Below are 18,245 nucleotides of genomic sequence, written 5' to 3'. Positions count from 1 at the left end.
TATAGCCTAGAGATAACTTGCTTACTTTAATCTTGTAAAAAACAAGACTTTAGTTACCGGTTTTTGACGCCAAAAAATGGAGAAAATTTATGCCGGCAATACAAGAAACGATACGCCAAGTACGTGAAATAGATGTTGACCAATATAAATATGGTTTTGAAACCAATATTGAAACCGATAAAGCTCCAAAAGGCTTAAATGAGGATATTATCAAATTTATTTCCGCTAAAAAACATGAGCCTGAATGGATGCTAACATGGCGCTTAAAGGCTTACCGACGTTGGCTGACAATGCAAGAGCCTCATTGGGCGCGTCTTGAATATCCTAAAATTGATTTTCAGGAGCTTTATTATTATGCTGCTCCAAAAAATCATACAGGACCAAAATCTTTGGATGAAGTGGATCCTGAGTTATTAGCAACGTACGAGAAACTTGGCATTCCCCTTAAAGAACAAGAGATTTTGGCAGGAGTAAGAAAACAGTCTGATCCCTCTACTTTTGATGACAGTATGTCTGTATCGGGGCAGGTGGCTGTTGATGCAGTCTTTGATTCTGTTTCTGTTGTAACAACATTCAAAAAAGAGCTGGCACGTGCCGGTGTGATTTTTTGTTCTATTTCAGAGGCGATTATTGAACATTCTGAGCTTATTAAAGAATATTTAGGAACAGTTGTACCTATAAGTGATAATTATTATGCGGCCTTAAATGCAGCTGTCTTTACAGATGGTTCATTTGTTTATATTCCCAAAGGGGTTCGTTGTCCTATGGAGCTTTCAACTTATTTTAGGATTAATGAACGCAACACTGGCCAATTTGAACGAACATTGATTATCGCCGCTGAAGATTCTTATGTTTCTTATCTTGAAGGGTGTACAGCACCCCAACGTGATGAAAACCAACTTCATGCTGCTGTTGTTGAGCTTATTGCCCTTGAAAATGCAGAGATTAAATATTCTACAGTACAAAATTGGTATCCTGGCGATAAAGATGGAAAGGGTGGTATTTATAATTTTGTGACGAAGCGTGGAGATTGTCGAGGTGATAGCTCTAAAATTTCATGGACACAAGTTGAGACTGGTTCTGCGATTACTTGGAAATATCCATCTTGCTTACTCCGTGGTAATAATGCGCGTGGAGAATTTTATTCTATTGCCGTTGCAAACGGTCATCAACAAATTGATTCCGGTACAAAAATGATTCATTTGGGAAAAAATACTTCCAGTCGCATTATTTCCAAAGGTATTTCTGCAGGTTTTTCAAATAACACGTATCGAGGACAAGTCACAGCTCATCGAAAAGCACAAAATGCGCGTAACTTTACGCAATGTGATAGTTTGTTAATCGGGAATGATTGTGGTGCACATACAGTTCCTTATATTGAAGCAAAAAATGCAACAGCTCAGTTTGAACATGAAGCCACAACATCAAAAATTTCTGATGACCAACTTTTTTATGTTATGCAGAGAGGAATTCCCGAAGAAGAAGCTATCGCATTAATTGTAAATGGTTTTGTAAAAGAGGTCATTCAAAAACTTCCCATGGAATTTGCTGTCGAAGCACAAAAGCTTATTGGTATTAGCCTTGAAGGTAGTGTTGGATAATTTTATTTAATTAGATAAATAGAAGACTTTATGTAAAAAGGCTGTAACAGTAGCATATAATGCTAAAAATGACCTCTATGCTAATTACAAAAGTAGATGGATGCTAAGGCAAAATAATCCGCATCTGTATCTGAAAAAACAGCCAAAACAGGATTAAATTATGTTAGAGATAAAAAATTTGCACGCCCGTATTGCTGAGACCGATACAAAAGTTATTCGTGGTTTAAACTTGACAGTTCAAGATGGAGAAGTTGCCGCTATCATGGGACAAAATGGAGCCGGAAAATCAACTTTGTCTTATTTACTTGCTGGTCGTGATGATTATGAAATAACAGAAGGAGATATTCTCTATAATGGGCAATCACTTTTAGAAATGGATCCAGCAGAACGTGCTGCATATGGTGTTTTTCTTGCATTTCAATATCCAATGGAAATACCAGGAGTAGCAACAATGGAATTTTTAAAAGTTGCGATGAACTCTCAACGCAAAGCACGAGGTCACGAAGAACTTAAAATTCCTGAATTTATAAAATATGTTAAAGAAGTTTCAGCCAAACTTGAAATAGATATGGATATGCTAAAGCGTCCATTAAATGTAGGTTTTTCAGGTGGAGAAAAAAAACGCGCTGAAATTTTACAAATGGCACTTCTTGAACCTAAACTTTGCATTTTAGATGAAACGGATTCTGGTTTAGATATTGATGCACTAAAAATTGTTGCAGATGGTGTTAATAAACTTCGGGATTCAAAACGTTCATTTCTGGTGATTACCCATTATCAACGGCTACTTAATTATATTATTCCTGATACGGTACATGTTCTTTATAAAGGACAAATTATCAAAAGCGGTGATAAATCCTTAGCGCTTTATTTAGAGGAAAATGGGTATGCTGATCTTATCAGGGAAGCGGTTTGAGGTTATTAAATATGAATGCACAGCAAAACTTGTTAGCGGTTGAAGAAAATATCCTCAGTAATTTTAATCAGTATGTAAACGACTTACCTGGTGATAAAGCTGTACAGGAAATCCGCAAGAAAACTATTGAGCAGTTTCAAATGACACGGCTTCCTTCCCGTAAAATCGAAAGATGGCATTATACCAATCTGCGTACCTTACTGAAGTCTATTAGCAATTTTTCAAAAGTTCAAGACAATCAATTGGTTGATGCATTGCTTTCAGAAAGTGCTGTTTTCTCCATAAACAATGGAAAAACATCGATAGAGTCAAAGGTAGACAATATTACAGTAAAACGCCTTTCAGACGCATTAGAAGATAATTCTGTGCAGATAAATCAAAACATTTCTGATGAAGATTTTATTGGACAGTTAAATACAGCTTTTGTTACAGATGGTTGGCTTTTTCACATCCCTGAAAATACAAAGTTAAATATACCCATTGAATTACAAAATATACAAATGGGGGGACAATCTCATATTTTTTCGGATATAAAAGTTGATAAAAATAGTCAAGTTATGTTTATTGAACATCAGGTTGGCAATGATAAAGATACCTTTGTCAGTTCAATATTTTCATTAAGTATTGCTGCTGATAGTGATGTTACGTGGATTCTCATTCGCAATCGTGATTTTAATTCTACACAATTTGGTCGATTTTGTGCTGTTCTTGATCAAAGAGCGAAGTTATCACTTTATGTCATTAATATAGGGAGCCAATTAAATCGCCAAGAAATCGATATTGAATTACAGGGAGAAGAATCTAATTTTCAATTACGCGTCATAAATTTATTATCAGGACAAACACATAGTGATCTTACAATGACTGTTCGTCACGTGGAAGAAAAGTCAACATCAACCGAAATTATACGCAATGTGGTTACAGATAAGGCTGTTGGTGTTTTCCAAGGAATAATACGTGTTTCTCAAAAAGCGCAAAAAACAGATGCACGCATGGCTTGTAATAGCCTTATTCTTTCAGATGATGCAGAATTTAATGCAAAGCCTGAACTGGAGATTTTTGCTGATGATGTTGCGTGCGGTCATGGTGCAACAGTTGCTAATATTAATCATGATTATCTTTTTTATCTTATGGCGCGTGGTATCCCATTTAAAACGGCTCGTGCACTTTTGATTAAAGGATTTATCTCTGAGCTCATTGATGACATCAAGCAGGATAAGATTCAAATCGTTTTGGAGAATATCATTAGTAAATGGCTTGAAAAAAATGTTTAAGGTAGAAAAAATGGAAAATAACGTACAAACATTTACTTATAATGTCGAAGAAATTCGGCGTGATTTTCCTATTTTACACCATCAAGTTTATGGAAAGCGATTAGCATATCTTGATAGTAGTGCTTCTGCCCAAAAACCAATGTCAGTACTCAATGCAATGAATAATTATTATCACTATAGTTATGCTAATGTGCATAGGGGAATGTATTTTTTAGCCAATATAGCAACACAATCTTATGAAAATTCTCGTGAAACCGTTCGTGTTTTTCTAAATGCTCAAAAAGCTGAAGAAATTGTTTTTACGAAAAATGCAACAGAAGCTATTAATACTGTTGCTTATGGTTGGGCGATGCCAAAACTCAAAGAAGGTGATGAGATTGTTCTAACGATCATGGAACATCATTCAAATATTATTCCTTGGCATTTTCTCCGTGAACAAAAAGGTGTTAAACTTATTTTTGTTCCTGTCGATGAAAATGGTGTTCTGCACATTGAAGATTTCCAAAAGGCTTTAAGCGAAAAAACGCGGCTTGTTGCTATAACGCATATGTCCAATATATTAGGAACTGTGCCTCCTGTTAAAGAGATTATTAAACTAGCACATCAAAATTCTATTCCGGTTCTTGTTGATGGTTCTCAAGGAGCAGTACATTTAACCGTTGATGTGCAAGATCTCGATTGTGATTGGTATGTCTTTACAGGTCATAAGCTTTATGGTCCCACTGGTATTGGTGTTTTGTATGGTAAAGAAGATAGATTAGAAGAAATGCGTCCTTTTCAAGGGGGAGGGGAAATGATCGAGGAGGTAACAACCGATAAGGTGTTTTATAATGCTCCTCCTTACCGTTTTGAAGCAGGTACCCCTCCTATCGTTGAAGCTATTGGATTAACTGCGGCTATTGATTATATACAAGAGAAAGGTCGTAGCACGATTCATGCCCATGAGAGGTCCCTTTTAGCTTATGCGCAGGAAAAACTTAAAATGGTTGAGTCATTGCGTATTTATGGTCATTCTCCCAATAAAGGAGCTATTATATCATTTACAATTGAAGGAATTCACGCCCATGATATCGCTATGTTTATTGATAGAAAAGGGGTTGCAATACGTGCGGGAACTCATTGTGCACAGCCTTTATTACAGCGCTTTGGTCTAACATCTATTTGCCGCGCATCGTTAGCCATGTATAACACTAAAGAAGATATAGATCAATTGGTAGAAGCATTGCAAGAAACAAGGACATTTTTTAATGGCTGAATTAATTGAAGAGCGTCATTCTACAGAATCTGTTGAAACTGTAAGTGAAAATAAAAAATCTTACATATCAGCAATTCCAGCAGATGAAATTGATCGTATGACGAATGATATTATTGCTGCTCTTAAAACAGTTTATGACCCAGAGATTCCTGCTGATATTTATGAGCTAGGACTGATTTATCGTATTGATATTGAAGATGATCGTTCAGTAAAAATTGAAATGACTCTTACAGCACCGGGATGCCCTGTTGCTGGTGAAATGCCGGGGTGGGTAGAAAATGCAGTCAGTGCAGTTGAAGGGGTTTCGTATGTTGAAGTCACTATGACTTTTGATCCACCATGGACACCTGATTGTATGTCAGAAGAAGCTCAAATTGCTGTCGGATGGTACTAAAAGTATTGTTAAGAGACTCTAATTTAGCCATTCATGAATAAGCTGTTTACTTTTCACAAGCGTTTGAATTTAAGGACGATCGCATGAGTTATAATAAACAAAAACTAGAACTCACTTGGATTGGAAAAGAAAAACGCCCAAAACTAGAGCCTCGTATCTTATTAGAGGATCTTGAAAAATCTTATCACGCTTCGCATCAAATATCATCCCAAGATATTTTTGATAATAAACTTATTTTTGGTGACAATTTGCTCGCGCTCAAAGCGCTTGAGAAAGAATATATGGGGAAGGTAAAATGTATCTATATCGATCCGCCTTATAATACAGGCAATGCCTTTGAACATTATGAAGATGGTTTAGAGCATTCCATATGGCTCAGTCTTATGAGAGACAGGCTAGAATTGTTACATCATTTACTGGCGGATGATGGAAGTATCTGGATATCAATTGATGATGATGAACAAGCCTATCTTAAAGTGATGATGGATGAAATTTTTGGTCGCCAAAATTTCATCAACAATATTATTTGGCAAAAGAAATATGCTCCACAAAATGATACAAAATGGCTTTCCGATAACCATGATTTTATCATGGTTTATGCCAAAGATAAAACGATTTGGCGCCCTCAATTGCTTCCTCGTTCAAACAATATGGATGCGCGCTATAAAAATCCTGATAATGATCCTCGCGGTCCTTGGAAATCTGGAGATTTATCCGTAAAAAGAGTAACACCTAAGGATATTTATGAAATCATCACACCTTCTGGACGCAAGGTAATGCCTCCTAATGGTAGAAGTTGGGCTATGAATAAAAAAAAATTCTTTGAATTATTGAACGATAATCGTATTTGGTTTGGTCCAACAGGAAGTAATGTTCCTTCTATGAAACGTTTTTTATCAGAAGTAAAAAATGGTATGGTTTCAATGACGATTTGGCTCTATACAGAAGTGGGACACAACCAAGATGCCAAAAGAGAAGTCAAAGTTTTTAATTCTGATAATGTCTTTACAACTCCCAAACCTGAGCGGTTAATGGAACGCATCATTCAACTTGCCACTAATCCTGGTGATCTTGTTTTAGATTCTTTTGCGGGTTCCGGCACAACCGGTGCTGTTGCTCATAAAATGGGAAGAAAGTGGATTATGATTGAACTTGGTGAACATTGTCACACCCACATTATCCCTCGTTTAAAACAAGTCATTGATGGAACTGATCAAGGGGGAATTTCCAAAAGTGTCAATTGGCAAGGTGGCGGTGGATTTCGTTATTATAGCCTTGCACCTTCTCTGTTGCAAAAAGATCCATGGGGACAATGGATTATTAGTCGCGAATATAATGCTGCGATGCTTTCAGAAGCAATGTGCAAACATATGGGATTTACCTATGCACCTGATGAAAATCATTATTGGATGCAAGGGTACTCAACCGAAACAGATTATATTTATGTCACAACAAGCGCTATGACCCATGAACAACTCCGTATAATGAGTGAAGAGGTAGGCTCTCATCGCACGTTGCTGATTTGTGGTACAGCCTTTGATACAAAATCAGCATCCTTTGAAAATCTGACACTCACTAAAATCCCCCGTGCAGTGTTAGAAAAATGCGAATGGGGAAGGGACAATTACAGTTTAAATGTAGCCAATCTTGAACCAGTGATTGTGGTAAAAGAAAACAACAAAAATAAAGATATTGCGCAAGCAGAATTAGATTTATTTGAATAGTATATAAAAAGCGGAGTTTTTCATGAACACTATTGAAAAAAGGATTTCTGCTCGCTTATCGTTACGTGATCCTCAACGTGAATCTTTAAATATTTTGGTTAAAATCTTAGAAAATATAGAGCTTTCTAAAAATGCTGATTTGGTTGCAGAGTTAGAAGTGATAAAAAATCTTTATCCTTCTGTACAAGATTTTGAACGAAACTTTCCCTCTTTTTGTTTTGCCTTAGCAACAGGTGTTGGAAAAACGCGACTTATGGGGGCTTTTATTAGCTATCTTTATTTAACAGGTCGCAGTCGCCATTTTTTTGTTTTAGCGCCAAATTTGACTATTTATGAAAAGTTAAAACAGGATTTTAGTCCCCAAAGTCCGAAGTATGTTTTCAGTGGAATGAGTGAATTTATTGCCAATAGACCCGTTATTATTACAGGTGAAGATTATGAAAGTGGTAAAGGTATTCGCGTTGATGAACACCATTTTGAAGGACAAAAGCGTTTGTTTGAGAATAGAGATACGGCCTTTATCAATATTTTTAATATTTCTAAAATTAATACAACAGATAATAAAAAAGGCGCACTAAAATCTAGTATGCCGAGGATTAAACGCTTACAAGAGACAATTGGCGAAAGTTATTTTGATTATCTCGCAAATCTTCCTGATTTAGTTTTGTTAATGGATGAAGCACATCGTTATCGAGCTTCTGCTGGTGCGGCGGCAATTAATGAGTTAAAACCTGTTTTAGGAATAGAGCTTACAGCGACACCAAAAACAATAGGTGCAAAACCCGTAGATTTTAAAAATGTTGTCTATAGTTATTCACTTGCAGAGGCTATGAGGGATGGTTTTGTAAAAGAGCCTGCTGTTGCTACACGTAAAGATTTTCAACCTCAAAATTATACATCTGAACAATTAGAACATATCAAATTACAAGATGCAATTCATGCCCATGAAAACGTGAAAGCAGATTTAATTGTCTATGCAAAAGATTATAACAAAAAGTTCGTTAAGCCTTTTATTTTAGTTGTCGCTCAAGATACAAATCATGCACAGAAATTGCGTGATTTATTGGAATCAGATGATTTTTTTGCAGGAGCTTATAAGAGAAAAGTTATAGAGATTCATACAAAACAGTCGAATATAGAAGAAGATCAAAATATTCAAAAGCTGATTGCAATTGAAGATTCTCATAACCCAACAGAAATTGTTATTCACGTTAATAAATTAAAGGAGGGGTGGGATGTTACGAATCTCTATACTATTGTACCGTTGCGTGCATCGGCTTCAGAAATTTTAACAGAGCAAACAATTGGGCGTGGATTGCGTTTGCCTTATGGGTATAGAACAGGCGTGGAAGCTATTGATCGTTTAACAATTATTGCGCATGATCGTTTTCAAGATATTATTGATCGTGCAAACGATCCAAACTCAATTATAAAAAAGCATATTGAGATTGGAACAGGAGGGAATATCCCCTTTGAAAAGACCGATATAGTGACAGTTCCAAGTCAAGTAGAAGCTTTATTGATGCAAACGATGGTAACACGTAATTCCGATATAAATGGAGCATCTTCTGATTTACAAGGTATCATATTACGTAATACAGATTCCCCTACATTAACGCCTGAGGAGCAAGAAATTGCAGCGATCGCGTGGGATCTTATCAAAGAGAATGATAAATTGCCAAGTTCTCAAATGCTTTGTTCTGCACAGATACAAGAAAAAATTGCTAATAAAGTTATGAATATTAAGCCTTCATCACAAAAGTCTCTTGTATCAAAAGTGGTGACAATTCTGACAAAACAATTAACAGAACTGATAATAGATATTCCAAATATTATACTCATACCTTCGCGTGATGTTACTTATGGTTTTTATGATTTTGATTTAAAAAATCTAGAAATCTTAAATTTTCAACCTGTTAGTAAAGAACTTTTAATTCGAGAATTGCGTACCCATAAAAGCATTTTTCTTACTTCTAAGAATGAATATGTAAAAGAGCCTTATCTTAAAAACTACCTCATTCGTGGTTTGATTGATAATGACTTTGTTGATTATGATAACCATACGCTCTTATTACGAAAATTAGCTAGTCAGATAGTAGAACATTTCCGATCTTATTTACCCAATGATACAGCTGTTGAGAACGTATTAATTCACTATCAGCACAAGCTTACTAGTTTTATTGTTGCGCAATTAAGAGAACATCAATGGGAAACGCAAAAAGATTATGCGGTTAAAGTTACACGAGGTTTTGCAACTTTATCACCTATCCATTATGTGTTACCGCAAGGGACGTCTCCTCTTGATTTTCGTAATATTCCTGCCATTAAAAGTGATATTAAAAAACTTGTATTCAGCGGCTTTAGAAAATGCTGTTATCCTTTACAAAAGTTTGATTCAGTAGAAGGGGAATTACGATTTGCTCAAATATTAGAGGATGATGCACAAGTCTTGAAATGGATGAAACCCGCTCGAGGTTTTTTCAGAATAGAATATGATAAAGGATCGACTTATGAACCGGACTTTGTTGTAGAAACGAAGGATGCCAAATATCTTTGTGAGCCTAAAAAAGCCTCTGAAATGCAAAATCCTATTGTTTTAAAAAAGAGAGAAGCTGCAGTTCAATGGTGTTGTCATGCAACGCGCTATGCGGCGACTTATGGCGATAAAAAATGGTATTATGTTCTTATTCCCCATGATGCTATTAAAGCAAATAGTAGTTTTGAAGGTTTGTGTGCAGAGTTTACCATTTCAGAATCTATACTTGAGAGCTCGTAACTTTTTGCTTCAAAAATAAAACACATAAGTTTTTTAATTGACGGGTGTGAGGTTCAATCAAATGTTTGAATAATTATTTTTAACTTTTTTCTAACGACGTTAAAATAAAAAGAAAAATGTATAGAAAAGTTATACAAGATTATGCTTTTGTATGGGGATTTGTAGCACATTTACAATTTTTTATAAAAGTACAATCTTATTTTCGTTATGTGAAAAGATCTTTGAGTTATAGTCATAAATTAAAAAAATATTTTGATTTTATTGAGTAATTTGATAAATGTTCTTTTTTTAAAAAACTTAAACAGTTTATTGTTCTTTCATTTAAAACGCTTGAATATAATGAAATACCCAGAGGATAAAAGGGGGAGTTTTTCATATGACTTTAAATTTAACAAATACTGTTTTTAATTTTTTAAAGAAAAACCCGACGAAAAAGTTTACAGCTCGAGAAATTGCTCAATGGATATTTGAAAATTACCCAGAGAAATGCCGCCAAAAACAAAAGCATTCAACGGCGATAATCAATCCCCTTAATAGTGATGCAGCTCTTATTCAGCAAATTGTTGCTGAAATAGGATCGCAGCGCCCTCAATTACAAAAGCGTTATTCAGAAATTAAAACCACTGAAGGACGACCGCGACAATATTATTTTACTAAACAAACAGATAGTGCTGAAATTGACGCAATAGAGGACAATGCAAAGAGTAGAACAGAAGGTAGCTCTGTTAAAGAGCATGATCTTTATCCGTTATTATCTAAATTTTTATGGTCAGAGCTTGCAGTTTATAGCAAGCGCATTAATGAGAAATGTTCTCGTAATAAACATGGTGCAGGCGGAAATAAATGGCTTTATCCAGATCTCGTAGGGATGCAAGATTTAAGCAAGGAATGGAATCGTGAAATCAAAGACTGTGTTTTGCAATATTTTGATAAAAAGACAAAGCTTTGGTCTTTTGAAGTAAAAATTCTCATCAATCGTTCAAATTTACGAAAAGCATTTTTTCAAACAGTTAGTAATTCTTCATGGGCTAATTTGAGTTATTTAGTAGCTAGTGAAATTGAAGGAGTTGATACATTAAAAGAGCTTCGGATGCTTTCAAGTTTGCATGGAATTGGATTTATAAGACTTAATAAGGAAAACTCTTCCGAGAGTGAGATCTTAATTCCTGCCAAAGAACGTAGTGATATTGACTGGGATACTGCTAATAGATTAGTGGAGGAAAACAAAGATTTTCTTGATTATATTAAGCTTATTCGTCAATTTTATCAAACTGGTGAGATGCGTTCTCTAGATTGGGATCATATGTATCTATGAGGGGTATTTTTAAAAAGACTCCATTGTTTAAAAGCCCTTTTTTCAGAGTGATGAAAAATTACTCTAACTATTTTGTTTGACTTATTATATTGATATTGTATCAATTAAATTTTTTTCGCGTACCTCATGAGTGGGGTTGAGTCGGGGAAGAGTAAAAATTCTGTTTTAGGCCTGTTCTATTTTGTGCATTGGGCATGATTCCATTAGATACTAGACTTAATGACTATAATTTATTACAAATTTGCTACTTTAGAGAGTGAAATTCGACTTTTTTGCTTTGTTTATATCAAGCATTAAAAATATTACTTTCTCATATTGAAGTCTTCTTACGGAGAATTTACACTACTATTTCTTTAATTTCTACTGCTGTTCATTTTGATTATTATTAAGTTTTTTATTATCCGAAGTAAACATTCAAAAATATTAATTTTATAAAATATTCACACAGTTTACTCAATTTCTTGAAATAGATTTAGAAAATAAATTTTTCTCACATCTTATAGTAAAGGGGTGTACTATCACAGTTTGCCACAATACTCTCTTTATTTTTCAATAATACCGCACGCTAAACGTGCACCACCTCCGCCAAGCGGTAATGGTTCATCTGATTGATTATCAGCCCCTAAATGAATGACTAAAGAGCGCCCTTTAATTTCAGAGATTTTTTTTAATCGTGGAGCAAGAACGCTCATTATGGCATATCCGTGCTTATCAACATAAAGTGCTGGTAAATCACCAAGATGACCATTGACATTATAAGGTCCTAAATGTTTTCCGGTATGTTCCGGATCATAATGTCCACCTGCGCTTCCACCAATTATGCCATCTTTTGTATCACATGAAGGATTCACATGTACATGAAAACCATGCATCCCTTCTGATAAAGTAGATAAATTAGGGATGAAAATCAAACCGTACGTGTTTTCTTCAATTTTAATGCTACCAATAGCCTTTTTGAAATTGTTATCTTCTAATTTATAAATATTTACTTGTGTTGATAGTGCTAATACAGAATTTTTATGAATTAAAAATGCCATAAAAAACAATAATGATAATAATATTTTTTTCATAAAATACCTTTATACTTATTTTAAATAGATTATTATCTATAATTAATAATCTATATTAATAATATATTATATAAGTGTCTTAAATTGAACTTTTACAAAAATAATTTAAATAGAAATATTAGTTATTAGAAAGAGCAAATAAATTAAAGTATGTTTATATATATATTTCTAAACATAACTTTCATTTTTTGATCTATAAAAAATGTAGCTTCCATAGACTGATAATTATATCTCGCTTACATTTCTTCAAGAGATGCTTTAAAAAATCTACTTTTTTGATGTATAATAAAGAATTAAGCAAACAGTTTTAATAAGTTAGATGTTATTTCATTTATAATATGATAATCGTTTCATCAAAAAAAAGAACATATAATTTGTTGATGATTTAATTGTTTTTCATAGAAAAAATGACGAGAAATTTCTATTCATTATGAAATTTATAAGAGAAAGAATTATTATGATTCATATAAATTTCCCATAAAATACAGCATATACCGACACTTCCTCCCATTCCTGATCCTATCAGTGCTCCTATTATTATTCCGGCAGAAAGTGCTACTCCTATACCCATTGCGATAACTGGACCAAATCCTGGAAGAGCAATATAACCATAAGCTGAAAGAATTGCCGCGATAGCTCCTGATATGCTTCCATTTAAACCGCCAATGAAAGCAAATTCTTTAATAGAATGGCAGCACTTTTTTAAATTTTTTTTCTTACGGCTGTAAAAAGAAACGTTGCTGTAAGTTTTAAAATCAATCATATTCTTTTCTTTCATTTTGAATGCTAACTGTTCCTGAATAGTCAACGGATACGAAAAAATGGGACTTTTTAAATTTTACTAAAGCACGCCAGATGCCATTGTCATCTAAACGCAATCGTTTAATATTCTCAAAACCATTTTGCATAAGACAATTTTTAACTTGTGAAGCAGTAAATGAGTTCTGACCTATTTTAGTGACATTTTGAGTAGAGCTATAGGTAAAGGTTTGACAATAAGGAAGGTGAAAAACTTCACTTATTGAAGTAGTGACTATCAACGAGACACATACAATCATTATAAAAAAAGTACTTAATTTCAAAAATTTATTTAGTGTCATCTTGTTACCATTTGTTAAAACAACACTTCATTAACCTCTGTGTTACTAACAGGTTCCAAAGATGATTTTATTTTTAATATTATACTTAATAATAAAAAGATTTTAAAATCTATTGATTAAATAAAACTGTTTTTTATTATTTATTTTCTTATTAAAATTAATATTATAAAATAACTCTTTAAAAACGGTATTATTTTTCATTTTCTTTATAGTGCAAAATTTAACAGATGTGATTTAGCAAGATATCTTTACAATTTAAGCTTTAGTCTATAATTAAGTTTTATCTTATTTCATATCAATATGCTAAATATATATAATAATTTTTTCTTTCCTAGAAAGAACAAAGATATTTTTTGCATCAGTAATATGATATGATTGCAAAATGCAATTTATTATTTTTTTATTTTACGTTATTATCCATTATTGTTCAGTAGGGCTGTTTTGATGATTTTGTTGGAGATATTTGCATAATTTCCTTGAATCCATAACCCGGATACATTCCTTCGCGCATAAATAAATTACGTAATGGTGGAAAACTATGTAACAAACCAAGCCCAATGCTTCGTATGATATGAACAGGCAACATATGAGAAAGTAGAGCAGAGTTCAGTGTATGAACAGCTCCACTTCGGATTAATATATCTGGTTTGCGACATTTGTTATAATGTGCAACAATCATTTCAGAGTTAGAATTGGATATTTTATTAGGTAAAATATCAATTAAAGTTTGGACATCACGGAATCCTAAATTCAATCCTTGTGCCCCAATAGGGGGGAAAACATGAGCGGCTTCACCAACTAAAATTGTTCGATTAGCAGCAAAATGACGAGAAAGAAGTCCGAAAAGCGGCCATGCTTGAATTGATGTTTCTAAGCTTAGCTTTCCAAGCATTGATTGCATTTTGTTTTCGATCATTTTTGCAATTGTTTTTGGTTCTGTATTCAATAATTCTTCAGCACGGGAAGGATGAACAACCCATACAAGACTAGATCTTCGTCCTGGTAGTGGAACCTGTGTAAATGGACCGTGTTCTGTATGAAATTCGGTTGATGTATTTTGATGAGAAAACTCATGAGAAAAGTTGAGAACAAGTGCTTTTTGTGGATAATTCCACTGTTTGACACTTATCCCTGCTGCGGCACGTGTAAGAGAGTGACGTCCATCAGCTGCAATAACAAGTGGTGCTTGAATGACTCTACAATCAGCAAGAGTAATACATACATGTTTTTTTGTGTGATGAACAGATTTGGCTGCAGAAACAAATCTTGTAATATTGGGCGTATGTGTAACAGCATCGACTAAAGCACTGTTCAATTTTACATTAGGTATATTATAGCCAAAAGCTTTTTCACCAATTTCAGCAGAAGAAAAATGCACCGTAGGAGCATGCACAATTCTAGAAGTTATATCTATAATTCTCATGGAAGATAAAGCTGCTGCATGTTTTTGAAGATTATCCCAAATATTGAGTTTTTGAAGCATGCGTATTGCAGGCATCATAAGAGCAGTTGTCCGTAACTCATCTGTATGAGCAGGGGGCCCAACAAGAAAAACAGAAAGCCCCTCATGTGCAAGACTCAGCGCCGCTAACATTCCGACAGGGCCTGCACCAATAACAGCAATATCTTTATGCTCTTCCTTTTCAAATATCACAATGACTTGAACCTTTCTCCATTGAGAAAATATTTTAACATTTCCAAATGATCGCTCTCTTTTTATTATATGAAGCTCTTCTATTATAGTATGTAATAAATAATGCGATATAAAAAAGTAACCTTTTTATGATTTTTTAAAATGCTGAGTTATATCATCGGTAAAAAATGGCGTATTGATAGATGGTTGAAGACTTTAAAAACGAGGATAAGAAAAACTTGAAACGTAAACTAACAAAGAAAATCAAAACAAATGCTAAATTATTACGCCATAAAAAAGTAACAATGCCACAAGCAAAGGCCTTTTCTGTTCATTTACTAACAGCTTCGGGATCATTTTTAGCGTTTCTTTCTCTTATATCAGCCTCTCAAAAAGAATGGACAGCTATGTTCTGTTGGCTTGGGCTTGCTCTTCTCGTTGATGGTATAGATGGACCAATTGCACGTAAACTTGATGTTAAATACGTTCTTCCAACATGGTCTGGAGAGCTGTTAGATAATATTATTGATTACGTGACTTATGTCTTAATTCCTGCCTTTGCACTCTATCAAAGTGGTTTTATGGGGGTAGGGTTATCATTTTCATTGAGTGCAATTATTGTTATTTCATCTGCTATTTATTATGCAGATACTAGTATGAAAACCAAAGAAAATTTTTTTAAAGGATTTCCTGTTGTTTGGAATATGATGATTTTTACGCTTTTTGTCGTCAGACCAGGAGAGTGGATTACTTTTATCATTATTGTTTTATCGGCGATTATATCTTTTTTGCCAATTTATTTTATTCATCCAGTAAGAGTCCTTCGTTTACGTAGGGTTAATTTTCCCATTTTTCTCTTATGGTGTTTTTTTGGTATTTCTGCCTTCTTTTATCAACTAGAGGCTCCCTATTGGATTAAAATAGGAATTTCGGTAACAGGAATTTATATATATTGTATTGGTGCAATCATGCAAATATTTCCTCAACTTGGGGCAAAAAATATAAAAAAAACAATGAAATAGTTGTTTTAAGAAGGGTGTGAGATGCAAATTAATTTTGGAGCAGATGATGATATTTCTTTTACGAAAGAAGGGCGGGCTGGTATTATAAAGCTCACACGTCCTTCAGCATTAAACGCTCTTAATCAACGAATGGTTTCAGCTTTAAAAAAAGCTCTCAGAACATGGGAAACAGATGATAATGTTTCTTGTGTCTTAATTGAAGGGGAGGGGCGTGCTTTTTGTGCTGGTGGAGATGTTGTAGAAATCTATCATATGGGGAAAAGTGTTGCTGCTTGTCAATACTTTAGGGATGAATATAGCTTAAATGCTTATATCAAACATTTTTCAAAGCCCTACATTTCTTTCTTAAACGGTATTTGGATGGGAGGAGGGGTCGGTATTTCTCTCTATGGTTCGCATCGAATTGTTACAGAAAATACAGTTTTTGCTATGCCAGAAGGTGCGATTGGATTTTTCCCAGATGTAGGTGCAAGTTTTTTCTTACCATCTCTTCCCAATCATTTTGGCATCTATCTTGCATTAACGGGCGCACGCATAAAGTGGGGAGATTGCTTAAATTTAGGATTAGCAACACACGCCGTTGCTGAAACTGAATTCGATATGATTAGAAAAGCTGTTATTGAGCAAGGAGATCCCACTTTAGCTTTAAACGAGCGAGCAATTACAAAAGACTATGAAACAAGTCATGAAATACGTTGTATTATTAACAGTTGTTTTAGTGCCCATAGCTTAGAAGAATGTCTTGAGTTGCTACATAAAAAAAGCAATGAAGATGTTTTATTTGCTAAAGAATGTTATGATATTTTGCAGTCACGTTCCCCGACAAGTTTAAAAGTTATCTGGAAACAAATGAAACAAAATTCATCTCAAACGTTGGAAGATTGTATGAAAATTGAAAACCGCATAGCGCATCATATGATTCATTCACATGATTTTTATGAAGGTATACGTGCTATGTTAATCGATAAGGATAAAAGACCTCAATGGCAGCCAGATAAACTTTCAAATGTGACAGATGAAATGGTAGATTCTTACTTCCAACCTGTTGAACAAGAGTTATTATTGTGAAAAATAATTCTCACAAACAGATTTCAAAAATCAATTTAATCTATAACTGTTACTTACGGTTTTTGGCACTTATTTGCTTAGTTCTAGGTATTTGTTATTGGATACGCCTTGTTGGTGTTTTTCCAGGTATTCTATGGCGTTTTGATCTTATGCCTTGGCAGTGGCAATTTGCATCAGTTATATTGGCTATTCTCTATCCTATTGCCTTAGTTGGACTTTGGATGTATTCACTATGGGGCATCATTGTGTGGTGTATTGCAGCATTGATTGAAGCAATAACAATGTATTATTCCGATTTTATTTATCAGCCATTTGTACCATTATTTCATGGAATATTGTTTTTAGCTTTTATAGCACTACAAATTGTGATGATTTTTTTTAAAAGAGTAAAAAATAAAAAACATTGTGATTGAAATTTTCGAGCCAGAATAACAGGCTCGATTTTCAATCTTAGCTAACGTAAGTAGCTCATTTTAAAGATTCGTTCTTCAAAGCGCTGATGCTAGATATACTTTTTCTATAAAGTTCCATAATATATATTATGCGATAATATGATACAGAAGATAAATCCTTTATCCAAAAAGAAAACCCTACTTTAAAACATCATCATAATATTTATATCATACAATTTACTTTTAAAATAAAATTTGGTCTTTAAAGTACATTCCTTAAAGACCAAAAAATGAAATTACGTATAATAAAACTAAGAAAAATTATTGTGCTATTTGACAACGTTTCGTACGTGCAAGATCATTCAAAACAGCATTACGGTTATTTAAAGCTGAAATTTCATTACTTTCACTGGATTTAGGATCTATAAAAAACAAAGCAGGAAGAAATACAAGACTTGTTGCTGCTAAAGCCGCATTTTTATTTCTTGCTTTATAACGCTCTCTAATTGTAGCATCGATTTGGCGCTTATTAGCAAAAAATTCCCGTTGAATATCAGAACAACTCATTGTTCCATCATGTAATGTGGTAACTGGAATATTTTTTTCTAAACGCCCCCCACATGCTGTCAAAAAAAACGCTAAAACGACAATACATACACCCCATTTAAAATTTTCTTTATACATAAAAACCTCACTTTTAACACA

16 protein-coding genes are annotated in these 18,245 nt (G+C 34.0%); 11 read left to right on the top strand and 5 right to left on the bottom strand.

Translation table 11 applies throughout. The features are described from left to right. The first annotated feature begins 89 nt into the window (after window positions 1-89). From sufB to ACFILA_RS05320, 8 genes are all read left to right on the top strand, one after another. Window positions 90-1,601 (top strand): Fe-S cluster assembly protein SufB, encoded by a 1,512-nt coding sequence (gene sufB, locus ACFILA_RS05355; RefSeq protein ID WP_375660782.1) that lies wholly within the window; start codon window positions 90-92, stop codon window positions 1,599-1,601. Window positions 1,602-1,761: 160 nt separating this feature from the next. Next, the gene (gene sufC, locus ACFILA_RS05350) at window positions 1,762-2,517 is read left to right on the top strand and encodes a Fe-S cluster assembly ATPase SufC (protein ID WP_273791255.1); all 756 of its coding nucleotides are present in this window, start codon (window positions 1,762-1,764) and stop codon (window positions 2,515-2,517) included. Window positions 2,518-2,528: 11 nt separating this feature from the next. Then, on the top strand, window positions 2,529-3,791 hold the full coding sequence (sufD, locus tag ACFILA_RS05345) for a Fe-S cluster assembly protein SufD (RefSeq protein ID WP_273791286.1): 1,263 nt from the start codon (window positions 2,529-2,531) through the stop codon (window positions 3,789-3,791). A 10-nt stretch (window positions 3,792-3,801) separates the two neighbouring features. Then, complete coding sequence (locus ACFILA_RS05340; RefSeq protein ID WP_273791254.1) at window positions 3,802-5,046, top strand: cysteine desulfurase; 1,245 nt, start codon at window positions 3,802-3,804, stop codon at window positions 5,044-5,046. Beyond that, window positions 5,039-5,440 (top strand): SUF system Fe-S cluster assembly protein, encoded by a 402-nt coding sequence (locus ACFILA_RS05335; protein WP_273791253.1) that lies wholly within the window; start codon window positions 5,039-5,041, stop codon window positions 5,438-5,440. Before ACFILA_RS05340 ends, ACFILA_RS05335 begins: the two co-directional genes overlap by 8 nt. 83 nt (window positions 5,441-5,523) lie before the next feature. After that, window positions 5,524-7,164, top strand: coding sequence for a site-specific DNA-methyltransferase (locus tag ACFILA_RS05330; protein ID WP_375660781.1), 1,641 nt, complete (start codon window positions 5,524-5,526; stop codon window positions 7,162-7,164). Between the two features lie 22 nt (window positions 7,165-7,186). Then, entirely contained in the window at window positions 7,187-9,940 is a 2,754-nt protein-coding gene (locus ACFILA_RS05325) for a DEAD/DEAH box helicase (protein ID WP_375660780.1), read from the top strand. A 376-nt stretch (window positions 9,941-10,316) separates the two neighbouring features. After that, on the top strand, window positions 10,317-11,255 hold the full coding sequence (locus ACFILA_RS05320; RefSeq protein ID WP_375631140.1) for a COG2958 family protein: 939 nt from the start codon (window positions 10,317-10,319) through the stop codon (window positions 11,253-11,255). A gap of 542 nt (window positions 11,256-11,797) precedes the next feature. Here the strand turns inward: ACFILA_RS05320 and sodC are convergent. The 4 genes from sodC to ACFILA_RS05300 all read right to left on the bottom strand — a co-directional run bounded on the left by sodC (window position 11,798) and on the right by ACFILA_RS05300 (window position 15,079). Next, window positions 11,798-12,325 carry a superoxide dismutase [Cu-Zn] SodC gene (gene sodC / locus ACFILA_RS05315; RefSeq protein ID WP_375631139.1) on the bottom strand — a complete coding sequence of 176 codons (528 nt, stop codon included), beginning with the start codon at window positions 12,323-12,325 and terminating at the stop codon, window positions 11,798-11,800. Window positions 12,326-12,746: 421 nt separating this feature from the next. Continuing rightward, window positions 12,747-13,103 (bottom strand): hypothetical protein, encoded by a 357-nt coding sequence (locus ACFILA_RS05310; protein WP_375631138.1) that lies wholly within the window; start codon window positions 13,101-13,103, stop codon window positions 12,747-12,749. Continuing rightward, window positions 13,081-13,425, bottom strand: coding sequence for a hypothetical protein (locus ACFILA_RS05305; protein WP_273791056.1), 345 nt, complete (start codon window positions 13,423-13,425; stop codon window positions 13,081-13,083). The genes ACFILA_RS05310 and ACFILA_RS05305 overlap by 23 nt, the downstream gene beginning before the upstream one ends. Before the next feature lie 427 nt (window positions 13,426-13,852). Further along, window positions 13,853-15,079: a UbiH/UbiF family hydroxylase gene (locus ACFILA_RS05300; RefSeq protein WP_375637628.1), complete on the bottom strand. Its 1,227-nt coding sequence runs from the start codon at window positions 15,077-15,079 to the stop codon at window positions 13,853-13,855. 182 nt (window positions 15,080-15,261) lie between these two features. Between ACFILA_RS05300 and pcsA the strand changes: the two genes are divergently transcribed. The 3 genes from pcsA to ACFILA_RS05285 are packed head-to-tail and all read left to right on the top strand — an operon-like array spanning window position 15,262 to window position 17,561. Beyond that, on the top strand, window positions 15,262-16,080 hold the full coding sequence (pcsA, locus tag ACFILA_RS05295; protein WP_375659996.1) for a phosphatidylcholine synthase: 819 nt from the start codon (window positions 15,262-15,264) through the stop codon (window positions 16,078-16,080). A gap of 21 nt (window positions 16,081-16,101) precedes the next feature. Then, a complete protein-coding gene (locus ACFILA_RS05290; protein ID WP_375660779.1) occupies window positions 16,102-17,148 on the top strand; it encodes an enoyl-CoA hydratase/isomerase family protein in 1,047 nt (348 codons plus the stop codon). Then, on the top strand, window positions 17,145-17,561 hold the full coding sequence (locus tag ACFILA_RS05285) for a DUF6163 family protein (RefSeq protein ID WP_273791052.1): 417 nt from the start codon (window positions 17,145-17,147) through the stop codon (window positions 17,559-17,561). The genes ACFILA_RS05290 and ACFILA_RS05285 overlap by 4 nt, the downstream gene beginning before the upstream one ends. A 300-nt stretch (window positions 17,562-17,861) precedes the next feature. Here ACFILA_RS05285 and ACFILA_RS05280 read toward each other — a convergent pair whose 3' ends face one another. Beyond that, complete coding sequence (locus ACFILA_RS05280; RefSeq protein WP_375637625.1) at window positions 17,862-18,224, bottom strand: hypothetical protein; 363 nt, start codon at window positions 18,222-18,224, stop codon at window positions 17,862-17,864. Between the last annotated feature and the right edge of the window lie 21 nt (window positions 18,225-18,245).

Origin of the sequence: Bartonella sp. CL71SXKL (assembly GCF_042194935.1) — a bacterium.
Taxonomy (GTDB): Bacteria; Pseudomonadota; Alphaproteobacteria; order Rhizobiales; family Rhizobiaceae; genus Bartonella.
The sequence above is the reverse complement of the archived record's forward strand: the minus strand, read 5'-3'. Positions and strand labels throughout refer to the sequence as shown.